Here is an 11790-nt window from a genome sequence, read left to right on the forward strand (position 1 = left end):
GGTGTGTTGCGGAGTGGGTTTGTCGGAGCGCGGACAGGATAGCCGCGGCCCCAGCCGGAATCAAGCAGGGAATGCGGAAATTGTCACAAGCACTGGCAGCAAAAGGGCCTGCCCAAAGGAGCAGGCCCTCGACGTGACTGCAGGCAAGACGGTGGCGATTCCACCCGTGGCTGATGAGTCCTCGGGAGATGCTGGTCAGCCGGTCCAGCGCACCTTTGCAGGCGCCAGGGTCAGCATGCCCAGCAGTTTCAGAAGAGCGAGCAGCGATCCGGAGCCCTTGTTTGCCCGCGTTCCGCTGCGGCTCTTGATCCACCGTCTCCTCAACGCCGGCCTCCCTAGTTTTTCTCGCGATCCCGGCCTTCCCAAGGCGGGAAGGCCGGAGCCATGACATCCAGTGAACTACCCTCGCAGAAGAGCCGGAACTGCTTCCGGCCCGGGTTCCGCTCGAACCGGGGGGAACGAGGCGGAAGTCGGGGGCGACCTACCACCAGGTCTTGGTCGCCGACAGAACCGCGGCCGAGAACACGGCCATGAAGATGATCAGCATCGATGACCTCCTTGTCTGATCACCCGCCGCCTGCGCCTTGGGTGTTCTTGCGATCCGTCGAATCCGTCCCGCCTACCACCAGGTCTTGGTCCACCAGGTCTTGGTGAGGAGGGCACCCGTCAGCGCAGCCAGCAGAGTGATCAACATCGCTTTTCCTCCCGTTGGTGTCCTTGAGTTGCCTCTAAGGTCTACGCCTTCCCTATAGCAACCCGGATGCCCGGATCCCTCCCGTTGTTGCCGGAAGGCGACATGGAGCTCTAAGCCATTGTTGTCACGTTGATTATGTGACCGGGATGAAGCCGGCCCAGATGGCATCTACTGGCGACGGATGGAAACAAAAGGCGACAGATCGGAGCCAGATCCTCAACCTGTTGTAATTATGGCGATTGAGCTCGACATCAACTGGCGTCACTCTGTCGCCGATCGTTTACGATCTGGGCCTCAGCGCTCGCGCCGCAGGTCCAGATCCCGCATCCGGCGGTGCAGGTACTGGCGGGAGATGCCGAGCCGCTCGGCCGCCGTCGTGACGCGGCCGGAGCAATCCTCGAGCGTCCGGTTGATCTTGTCGCGCTCCACGCGCAGGAGCAGCTCCTTCAGCCCCTCGCCGCTGGAGCGCAAGCGCGCCTCTGCCGGCCGCGGGTCCAGGACGAGGTCCGCCTCGCGAAGCAGCGGCCCCAGCTCCGAGAGCGCCAAGGTGCGCTCGATGCACTTCTCGAGCTGGCGCACGTTGCCAGGCCACGGCTCCTGCTGCAGTCGGCGCAGAGCCGCGGGGGCGAGGCGCGGCCTCGACAGGCCCATGCTCTCGGCATAGCGATCGAGGAAGTGCTCGGCCAGCAGGCCGATATCCTCGGGCCGCTCGCGCAGGGGCGGCAACTCGATGGCGAGCACGTTGAGCCGGTAGAAGAGATCCTCGCGGAAGCTGCCGGCGGCGATGCGCCTCTCGAGGTCCACGTTCGTAGCGGTGATGAGGCGCACGTCCACCTTGATCTCGCCGCGCCCACCCAGGCGCCGTAGCTCGCCCGTCTCGAGCACGCGCAGGAGTTTGACCTGCAGCGCGAGCGGCATGTCCCCCACCTCGTCCAGGAAGAGCGTGCCGCCGTCGGCCTGCTCGAAGAGACCGGGCCGCTCGCTGTCGGCACCCGTGAAGGCGCCCTTCTCGTGGCCGAAGAGCTCCGCCTCGAGGAGGGTCTCGGGGATGGCGCCGCAGTTGAGCGGGATGAAGGGCCGATCGGCCCAGGGGCTTTCCGTGTGCAATGCCCGCGCGATCAGCTCCTTGCCCGTCCCGGATTCGCCGTAGATGCGGACAGCGCTGCGGTAGCGGCACATTCGCCGGAGCTGCTCGATGACGCGCAGCATGGCCGGGCTCGCCGCCAGGATGCTGCCGAAGCGCGTCCGCGCGCCCAGGGCGCTGCGCAGTTCCCGGTTCTCGGCCTGGAGCTGCTCGCTGGCCGCGCGCGCCTGCTCGAGTTCCTCCAGGCGCAGCATCGCCGCGGCGGCCAGGCGCGAGAAGACCTCCAGCACGGGCACGTCGGCCGCGCCGAAGCGACCCGGCCGCGAGCCGTCGAGATAGAGCACGCCGAGGATCCGCTCGCGCACGCGCAGGGGCGTCGCGACGACGGTCTCCAGCTCGAGGTCGAGGATGCTCTGCCGCTCCATGCCCTCGCGAGCTACCCGGCCCTGGTGGACGACGCTGCGCTTCTCGAGGATGGCGTCGCGCACCACCGAGCGGCTGATGTCGCCGAACTCCACCCCTTCCGGCGAGACGTACACGGGGCGCATCGCGCCGTCCTTGCCGATGCGGAAGAAGGCGGCGCGCTCCGCGCCGACGAGATCGAGGCCGATGGCCAGGACCCGCTGAGGCAGCTGCCGGGTGTCGCCCGCGACCAGCACCTCGGCATTCGACTCGAGGAGTTCGATGAGGCGCCGGTGCGCCGTGGCGACTCCCTCGAGCTCGGCCAGCCTGGCTTGGGCATCGCGGAGCTGGGCGAGCAGCCGCTCCCGCTCCCACTCGCCGGCCGCGGGCGGCGGGCCGGCCGGCGAGGGGGATGTCGGCGGGGACTGGGGGGCGGGCGCCGCAGCGGCGCCGTCGCGGCCGAGCAAGCGCTCGAGGGCGGCCGAGCGCGGCGGGAGGCTGCCGCCACCAGGGGGGGAATCCGCGGGCATCTCAGGACCTCTGGGAGAAGGACTCTCCCAGTGTAGCCCGGCAGATACAGAGTGTCAACGATCCGGACAATGTCGCCGATCGTTTACAGTTCCACCAGGGCCTTCCTGACCAGGGCCAGGACGCGGGACTTCACCTCCCCAACCTCGCCCCTCAGCTCGCAGCCGGAGGCGGAATGGTGCCCGCCGCCGCCGAGCTGGCAGGCGATCGCCTGGACGTTCACGCGGCCCTTGCCCCGGAAGCCCACCTTCCACTCGCCGTCCGCCGCCAGTTTGAATTGGACCACCACCTCGACGCCGGCGAGGCTCCTGGGCAGGTTGATGAAGTCGTCCTCCCCAAAGAGGGCCGCTGCCTCGGGCGGCAGGCCGTCCGCGGTGAGCGTGATCACCGCCACGCGCCGGTTCTCGTGGTACTCCAGCGACTCGAGCGCGCGCTGCATGAGCTGCAGGTAGACGGGCGAGCGCCGCTCGTGCACGAAGCTCGCGATGGCCGCCGGGTCGGCACCGCGCTCGACGAGGAGACTCGCCGTGCGGAAGACGTGGGCGTCGGTGTTCGTGTAGCGGAAGCCGCCGGTGTCGGTCATCAGGCCCGTGAAGAGGCAGGTTGCCAGCGGCGCATCGATGGCTTCCGGATCGAGGCTGCGCACGAGATCGGCGATCAGCAGCGCCGTGGCGCCGTAGCCGGTGTCCTTGAGATCGCGGGGGTCGTAGTCGCTGCCCCCGATGTGGTGGTCGATGCGCAGCAGGCGCTGGAAATCCCCGGCGGCGAAACCCGTGCGATCGACGCCCGTGCTGTCGACGACCACGTAGAGGGTTTCCGCATAGTGCGGGTTGCGGACCTCCGCGCGCCCGTCGGCGATCGCCGCGAAGCCCGGCAGGAAATCGAACTTCGCCGAGCACTCGTAGGGGCCGAGCACGGCGACATCCACGCCGCGGGCCGCCAAGAAGCGCGCGAGGCCGAGGCAGGAGCCGAGGACGTCGCCGTCCGGGTGCTTGTGGAGCAGGAGGCGAACGCGCGGCTGCGCCAGGAGATACCGGGCGGTCTCGTGAAAGCGGTCGCTATCGATCACGGCTGCCTCCTTGCGATCGGGCGAAGCTGGCGACTATAGCGCTCGGCGGGGCGCCGCGTCCAGAGGGGCGGCTGCCATCACCGGCGGCGGTCGGCGCGGAACCACTTGCCGCCCGGGGGCACATGGGCCTACCCTGAGCGCGCACTGGCAGCGGAGGGGGTAGCCATGCGCCAGCACCTGACCTTGCTCGGTTCCTTTCTCATCGCCCACAGCGTCCTCAGCCTGATCGCCGCTTTGATCATCTTCGTCTCGATCGCGGGCGGCGGCATGCTGTCGGGCGACGCGACGGCGATCGCGATCACGGGCACGGTGGGCGCCATCCTCGCCGGCTTCTTCGTCATGCTTGCCCTGCCGGGGCTGATCGCCGGCATCGGCCTGCTCCGCCGGCAGAGCTGGGCGCGCATCCTCGCGCTCATCGTCTGCATCGTCGGCCTGCTCAACATCCCGATCGGCACCGCGCTGGGTATCTACGGCATCTACGTGCTCACGCGCGACGAAGCGACGACGCAGCTCACCTGAGGCCCACGAACGCGAAGGGGGCAGCCAGTCGGCCGCCCCCTCTCAACGAACACCGATCCACTCCGCCCGCTAGGCGACGGTGACGCTCTTGTCCAGGTAAACGTCCTGGATGGCCTGCAGCAGCTTCACGCCGTCGGCCATGGGCCGCTGGAAGGCCTTGCGGCCCGAGATCAGGCCCATGCCACCGGCGCGCTTGTTGATGACCGCCGTGCGCACCGCCTCGGCGAAGTCGTTGTCGCCCGAGGCGCCGCCCGAGTTGATCAGGCCCATGCGACCCATGTAGCAGTTGGCGACCTGCCAGCGGCAGAGATCGATCGGGTTGTCCGTGCAGAGCTGGCCATACATCGCCGGGTGGCTCTTGCCGAAGCCGACCGCCTTGAAACCGCCGTTGTTCTCGGGCAGCTTCTGCTTGATGATGTCGGCCTCGATCGTCACGCCGAGGTGGTTGGCTTGCGCCGTGGTGTCGGCGGCGACGTGGTAATCCGTCTCCCCCTTCTTGAAGGCGTTGTTGCGCAGGTAGCACCAGAGGATGGTGGCGAGGCCGAGTTCGTGCGCGCGCGCGAAGGCCTCGGAGACCTCTTCGATCTGCCGGCTGGACTCCTCGGAGCCGAAGTAGATGGTCGCTCCCACCGCGGCCGCGCCCATGTCGTAGGCCTGCTCGACGGTGGCGAAGAGGCGCTGGTCGTACTTGGTCGGGTAGGTGAGCAGCTCGTTGTGGTTGAACTTCACAACGAAGGGAATCTTGTGCGCGTAGCGGCGCGCGACGGCGCCCAGCACGCCGAGCGTGGAGGCAACCGCATTGCAACCGCCCTCGATGCCGAGCTTCACGATGTTCTCGGGATCGAAGTAGATCGGGTTCGGTGCGAAGGATGCGCCCGCCGTGTGCTCGATGCCCTGGTCGACGGGCAGGATGGAGACATAGCCCGTGCCCGCGAGGCGGCCGTGCTGGAAGATCCACTGCAGGTTGCCGAGGACGCGGTTGCTGCGGTCGCTGGGCGCGAAGATGCGATCGACGAAGTCAGGTCCGGGCAGATGGAGCTGGTCCTTGGGAATGGTCTTGCAGACGTGGGTGAGCAGGCCCTCGGCATCCCCGCCGAGGATGTCCTTGGTAGACTGAGCCATGGTCCTCCTTTGGAAACGGCCGCGCCGCCGGACGCCGGCAGGTTCGCGCTGGGTGGCATGATAGTCGAGGGTTCTCGATTCCTCAAGCCGAGAGCTCAGGTGTCGAGCGTGCGCAGCCGCTCGAGCACGGCCCGACGATCCGGTCGGGCCAAGAAGCGCTCGCGGACGGCCGGATCAGGGAATTGCAGCGACAGGTCATGGAGGATGGCGACAGCGCGCTCCAGGTCCGAGCGGGCCGCGGCCCGCTCACCCGCTGCCAGCGCCAGCTCGGCCGCCTCGACGTGCAAGGGCCAGCGATGCTCCGGACTGACGAGGGTTCCGGCCACGCGAAAGGCCTCTTCGAGCGCGACGGCCGCCTCGCGGATGGCCCCCGCGCTGCGGAGTCGCCGCGCTTCGAGCTGCCAGGCCCGCGGCAGCAGTCGCCGCTCGCCGACGGCTTCCTCGTGGTCGATCACCGCGGCGAGCAGGCTGCCGTCCGGGTCCGCTGTCGGGTCCACCGCGATGAGCTCGAGTTGGTATTCGTTGCGATACCTTAGTGCATGGGCTTTGCTGAAGGCGTCGATTGCCGCTCGAAACGCCGCCGCCGCCGCCTGTACTGCGCCCCCAGCTAGATAGCGCAGGCGACCGCTGATTCCGAGGAAGAACCCTTGGAAGAGGTGATGCTCTGAGCCCAGGGTCGCTTCGAGACCCAGTTCCGTCGTCCGCCCTGCAGCTTCCAGATCACCGACCGCAAGCTCTAGCAGCGAGACCTCCTGCCTAAAGCTAAGGTGCTCCCGAACCGACTCCTGGCCTTCGATGAGATGACCTAGTCTGGAGCAGCAGCGCCGCAGTTCAACGTAGTCCCCGGATTCACGTGCGATCATGATGAGGTATGTTTCTATGTACAGCGCTCGTTTTAGCTCTCCGGTGCGCTCGGCCGAGAGTCGCAGACGCTCGACTTGGGTCCGGGCATCTGCAAGATCCCCACGATTGAGAGCTCTGAGGGCATGCGCTGCCTCAAGCCGGTGGGTGATGGTTGGGATATCCAGAGACACTGACAGTTCGGTCGCACGCTTGAAAGCGCCGTCGAGCAGCGGCCAGCGCGATCGATCGCTCGCGGATATGATCGTCGTGGCCATGTAGACGAGAAGGTCGAACTCGAGCTGCGCGGTGTCCTGGCCTGACTGCATCTGGCCAAGGGCAGCCTCTGATTGACGCAAGGCTTCCGCCCGGTCACCGCGATCTTCCGCGAGGCTCGCAAGCGCGATGTTGAGGATCCACGCGCCGTCGCGCCCTGCGAACCGCAGTTGATAGCTGGCAGCGAGCTCTCTTGCTTCCGCGTGGGCACCATAGGTGCCAAGCACATTCAACTCACGAGCCGCGATCTGGATCTCGATCGGCGTCCCCCTGATCTCTTCATCCCGCCGCTCACGCCACCTCGTCAGGAAGGCGCGAGCATCCTGAACACGACCCGCATCACTCAACTGGTAGACAAGAAAGCGGTTCAGCGTCGCGCTCGTAGCCACCTCGAGGATATCGTCGGTCCCCCAGAACCGCTCGATCGCTTCGGCAAGCCGGTCCGTTCGCACGAGACGTACGATATCGAGCAATCCCGACAGTCTAGCGCCGGCAACTCCAGTCGAACGTCCGCAGAGGAACGATCGGATCGTATCGCAAACCTCGGCCGGAGCTCGCTCAACGATATCCAGCACTGCCGCCTGCGGAATCGAGTCGATGAGCTCTTCTGCATTCGTCGCCTGGGCAAGGGCGAGCAGCTGGAGTCGCGCTCCTGGGCGGGATTCTGCCGCAAGCCATTGCGATGCAAAAACCGCACGCGGCAGAGGAATCGAGCAGTCCGCGACGGCATTGAGATCGGACTCGCCCTGAGGCTCGAAACGGCCACCATCGACATTGGCCAATCGACCTCGCTTGCAGAGGTCCTGAAGTGCCTCCTCCAGGCCAGCGCGTTCTGAATCAGCGGTGGATCGCAGCTCTTCAATCGAGAAAGCCATTGGCAGCGAGGAGAGGAGCAGCCCCCACTGAAGCTGTGGCTGCTCAGGTTCAGCAGTGTCCAGCAGCCAATCCTTGCGTAGGCGATTGAGGATCATGCTCGGATCATCCGCAAAAATGGCCTGACCGGCGTGGTCTTGAAGCAACTGAGCACTCAACAAGTGCTCGAGCACGCTACGCAGCCGCCCCGAGTCGCCACGAGCGATCTGCTCCAGACTCCGCAGCTCCTCTCGCCCTGCGCTCGCAGCCGGGCTGGTCGATGAATAGAGGTTGGCGCGCAGCCACATGGCCAGGCGTTCGCGGGTGGAGATATCCTCCACCTCGCCATTCGCTGGCCGGAGATAAAGCCGACGGGGCAGAGGCCGAAGGCCGAGCTCCGCCCGCAACCGATCCAGCCAATCCATGACGCAGCGTGCGGCATCCCTGGCTTGAAGCGTGGCTACGATGTAGGTGTCCAGCGTCCCGGGCAAATCGGCTCGGCTCGTACGCAATGAGCGCACTCGCCCGACTCGGATATCTTGCAAGAGAGCATCGCCTCTTGTTGCGAGCCAAGGCAGATGCCCCGCAATCCGTTCGTAGAAGAGGACTGCGAGCGCATGCAGATCGTCGCGCCAGGAGAGTGGCTTGCCATCCAAGCGGCCCGGAGAGAGATAGGCTGGCGTCCCGCCCAGCGCAGGTTTGCCCAGTTCGCTGAGGAGCCCGAGATCGGCCAGCAGCAACGTCGACTCCTGACCATCCTGCGCCACCAGCACATTGCTGGGCTTGAGATCAGCGTGCCCGAAGCCGAGGTGGTGAAGGTAGTCGAGGGCATCGGCGATGGGTCCGAGACCATCGAGAAGCTCGGGGAGCGCTGGGCTCCAGTCGGCCAGAGTCCTGCCTGAGAGCAGTGGGAGAAGCAGCCAGACGCGCCCCTCGGCATCGCTGCCCTGCTCCAGCACGGGAAGCAGCGCGGGGTGTTTGAAGCGAGCTGCCGCCGCCGCCTCGACAAGGAGGACTGGATCGCAGGCAGCACTGCGGCTCAGCTTGAGAGCAGCCGGGCGCCCGTGCGAGTCCTGCGAGGCGTAGATGCGTGCCGACGCACCTTCCGCGATGAGGCGCTCGCGGGGCGGTACGGGTGCGGTTGCGGCCATGGCTGGCTCCGGGGAGGCGGTCGTCGCCAGCCTAGCGATGGAAAAAGGGCCCCGTCAAGACGGGGCCCCGCGCGACAGGAGAGGAGGAACTGAACTCGGCGTGATGATGAACCTAGGGAATCGGTCGACCAGAATTGCCATCGGGCTGAACGTTCTCGTTGAACTGCACCGCCACGGCGACCCCGCTCGCCGTCTTGAAGGTCCCGAAGCCGATCAGGGAGACAAGCACGATCCAGAGGGCAAAGGTCAGGCTCTTCATCACGTCGCTCCTTGCGTTTGTCGAGTTCGGGTAGGCCCTTGCAGGCGGGGTTCCTGTGCCAGGGAGCGGCGCCGGAGCGGACTTCCCGCGAGTCGGCAAGCCCCGCGCAGGATGCACGGAGTCGGGATAAGTGGTCTTTTTGCAGGGAGTTGAGTCGTTGGAAAGCGCATCGGCAGGCCGAGGGGAAAGAGCGGAATCTCCGCGGCAGGGGTCGCCCGCGGGCCCGGGACGAATCCGCCTGGGGCGAATCGCCCAGCGCCGGCGGGTGCCGGCGGGAGCGGCTGGGAATGGGAGCCCCCGACGCGCTCGAACGGGTCGCTCGCACCCCGTGGGTCCGATCGCGCAATCTGCGCGATCCGCCCCAAGCCTGTCCGTGGCGCGCCGCGCAGGGGCGCGAGGCGCCGCGCGCGGCCCAGCGCTTCCTTTCTCGCTGCCCTCCGCGCAGGCCCGTGCTAGCCTCGCGGCCTGCGCTCTCCTGGTTGTGTATAGAGGAGACGGGGATGGACGCCTTGCTGGCAACGCAGCTGCTCGGTCTCGCCCGCTGGACCCTCGAACGCTGGTGCGCCGATCAGGAGTGGCGCCGCGGTGGTCCGGGCCTGCCAACCGCGGCCGACCGGCCGGTGGACGGCCTCTTCGTCACCCTGCGCAAGGGCGAGGCCTTGCGCGGCTGCATCGGCACGCTGGCCCGGCACCCCTCCCTCGACGCCGTCCTGCGCGAAACGGCTGTGAGCGCCGCAGGCAGCGACCCCCGCTTCCCGCCCGTCCGCGGCGAGGAGCTGCCGGGGCTGCGCATCGGCGTCAGCCTCCTCACGCCGCCGAAGCGGCTGACCGACCCCACAGCCCTGCGCATCGGCGAGCATGGGTTGATCATCGAGCGCGGCAGCCGGCGCGGGCTGCTCCTGCCTGAAGTGCCGGTCGAGTTGGGCTGGGACGTCCCCCGCTTCCTGGCCGAGGTCTGCCAGAAAGCCTTCCTGCCACCGGACGCCTGGCGGGATCCCGCCTGCCGCCTCTACCGCTTTCGCAGCGAGCGCTGCGCGGAGCCCTAGCTCCCTGCCGGCGGCAGCGGCAGCGGACTGCCGGTACCCGCAATCCCGGCCGGCAGCGGCCGCTTGAGGAGCGGCGTGTAGCGCTGGGCGCGCTCGACGCGCTGGCGCAGGAGCGTCACGCGATCGGCCAGTTCCTGGCTCGCGGCCAGCGCGGACGCGGGGATCTGCGCCAGCAGGGCGAGGCTGGCCGGGTAGTCCTCGAGCCGAATGCCCAGGATGCGCGCCTCCTCGAGCATCAGGCCCGGATCGGTTGGCGCAGAGGCGCGGCGCTCTCGGATGCGGACGAGCTGCGATTCGGCCCGCTCGCGCCAGCGATTCAGCTTGACGCTGCGGTACTTGACCATCTCGGCGAGGGTTTCGCGCAAGGCCGGGTCGAGGGCCAGTGCGCGATCGAGACAGGTTGCGAAGAGCTCCGGTCGATCCCAGGTGTAGTAGACGAGCGCGAGATTGCCGTAGGCGAAGGCCTGGCTCGGGTCGAGTTCGATTGCCTTGTAGAAGCACTCCTCGGCACGGTCCCAATCGGCCACATCGACGCCTCGCTGCGTGTAGGCGTAGCCGAGGTTCTGCCAGGCCGCTGCCGAGCGCATGTTCTCCCGCAGCGCCTGCTGGTTGTAGAACGCCGCGCGATCCCAGTCGCCCTGACGACTCCAGTAGAAGGCGATCGTCTCCCAGTCGTCGTGGAAGTCCTTTCCCTTGACGAGCGGCAGATGCATGAATGCCCGGCTCACGACGAGCACGCCGAGAAAGAAGGCGAGGAGCCGCCAGCGCCGCTCGCGGAAGGCCCGGAGCGCGAGGATCAGCCCGTAGCCCGCGAAGGGCAGGAGCCAGACGAGCATGGGCAGCCGGTAGCGACTGGTGACGAAGAAGACGACCACGGTCCCCGCGATGGCGGCCAGGCAGGCCGCGGCCAGGCGCGTCCGGCGATCCCGGCGCAGGCCGCCGATCAGGCCGAGCACGCCGAAGGGCAGGGCGAGCGTGTACCAGACGAGCGGCGCGCGAAGGATCGGCGCGAGGTGCTCCCGGAAGAAGTAGATGTTGAAGTGGTTCGGGATCTCGTAGCTGCCGATGAGCAGCCCGAACTTGCGCAGGAAGAGCGCGAATGCGGCGCCCGGACGCTGGGTCATGAAGGCCCAGGCGCGCCTCGCCCAGAACTGGCTGGCCTCCGAGGGCTTCACCTCGCGGCCCAGGGCCGAGGCCGCGACGCCCCGACTCGAGTTCTGCAGGTCGTACTGCATCGCCGTCGGTACCTGGAAGCCGCCGTTGGCCGTCGGGTTGTTGCCGATGAAGAGGTTGATGCCGCCGTTGCTGCTGATGAGCACCCAGTCGTCGCCCACCAGGCGATTGCGCAGGGCAATCGGCCCGACCGTTATTGCGATCCCCGCGAGCAACAGCAGGCCGCGGCGCCAGGGCCAGGCTGCGGGTCGCCGCAGCGGGCGCAGGAAGCCGATCGCGACGAGCACGATCGGCGCGAGGATGAGCAGGTTCGGCTTGCCCAGCGCCGCGAGGCCGAGCAGCACGCCGACGGCGAAGAGCTGCGGCCCGGCGAGCTTCTCGCTGGCCAGGATCCAGGCCAGCAGCGTGAGGAAGAAGAGCGTGAGCGTGATCTCGAGCAGTTCGCCGGTGTAGAAGAGAAAGGGCGCGTAGAGCACGGCAATCACGGCGGTCGCAACGCCCGCTGCCGGTCCGAAGAGGCGCCGGCCCGTGAGCGCGAGCAGCCCGGCGGTAAGCCCCGAAAGCAAGGCCTGCGCGACGCGCACCCACCAGAGTCCCGTCACCCCGGCCGGCCCCATCACCAGCGCGAGGAAGTAGGGATAGAGCGGTGCCGAGTGGAAGTAGACGCCGCTGCCCCAGAAGTCGCCGGCGAGGATGCCCCGCGCCCGGTCCACGTACTCGATCGAGTCGCGGTGCGGCTCGTCGAAAAGCGGCTGTCCGCGCAAGGGGAACAGGT

The 11790-nt window shown here is 67.7% G+C and carries 7 protein-coding genes; 2 read left to right on the forward strand and 5 right to left on the reverse strand.

What is annotated here, in order from left to right; translation table 11 throughout:
• Positions 1 to 988: 988 nt before the first annotated feature.
• Both FJ251_01800 and FJ251_01805 read right to left on the reverse strand, forming a co-directional pair.
• Complete coding sequence (locus FJ251_01800; GenBank protein MBM4116464.1) at positions 989 to 2710, reverse strand: sigma-54-dependent Fis family transcriptional regulator; 1722 nt, start codon at positions 2708 to 2710, stop codon at positions 989 to 991.
• Positions 2711 to 2793: 83 nt separating this feature from the next.
• Positions 2794 to 3777: a bifunctional oligoribonuclease/PAP phosphatase NrnA gene (locus tag FJ251_01805; protein MBM4116465.1), complete on the reverse strand. Its 984-nt coding sequence runs from the start codon at positions 3775 to 3777 to the stop codon at positions 2794 to 2796.
• A gap of 165 nt (positions 3778 to 3942) precedes the next feature.
• On the opposite strand from FJ251_01805, the gene FJ251_01810 reads away from it, so the two are divergent.
• The gene (locus FJ251_01810; GenBank protein ID MBM4116466.1) at positions 3943 to 4296 is read left to right on the forward strand and encodes a hypothetical protein; all 354 of its coding nucleotides are present in this window, start codon (positions 3943 to 3945) and stop codon (positions 4294 to 4296) included.
• A gap of 69 nt (positions 4297 to 4365) precedes the next feature.
• Here the strand turns inward: FJ251_01810 and FJ251_01815 are convergent, their stop codons facing one another.
• Both FJ251_01815 and FJ251_01820 read right to left on the reverse strand, forming a co-directional pair.
• Entirely contained in the window at positions 4366 to 5418 is a 1053-nt protein-coding gene (locus FJ251_01815; protein ID MBM4116467.1) for a class I fructose-bisphosphate aldolase, read from the reverse strand.
• A 95-nt stretch (positions 5419 to 5513) separates the two neighbouring features.
• Positions 5514 to 8537: a hypothetical protein gene (locus FJ251_01820; GenBank protein ID MBM4116468.1), complete on the reverse strand. Its 3024-nt coding sequence runs from the start codon at positions 8535 to 8537 to the stop codon at positions 5514 to 5516.
• Positions 8538 to 9083: 546 nt separating this feature from the next.
• Here FJ251_01820 and amrA point away from each other — a divergent pair.
• Positions 9084 to 9842 (forward strand): AmmeMemoRadiSam system protein A, encoded by a 759-nt coding sequence (gene amrA / locus FJ251_01825; GenBank protein MBM4116469.1) that lies wholly within the window; start codon positions 9084 to 9086, stop codon positions 9840 to 9842.
• Here amrA and FJ251_01830 read toward each other — a convergent pair.
• Entirely contained in the window at positions 9839 to 11788 is a 1950-nt protein-coding gene (locus FJ251_01830) for a hypothetical protein (protein MBM4116470.1), read from the reverse strand. The two genes, amrA and FJ251_01830, sit on opposite strands and share 4 nt — an antisense overlap.
• Positions 11789 to 11790 lie beyond the last annotated feature (2 nt).

The organism is bacterium, assembly GCA_016873475.1.
GTDB lineage: Bacteria > Krumholzibacteriota > Krumholzibacteriia > JACNKJ01 > JACNKJ01 > VGXI01.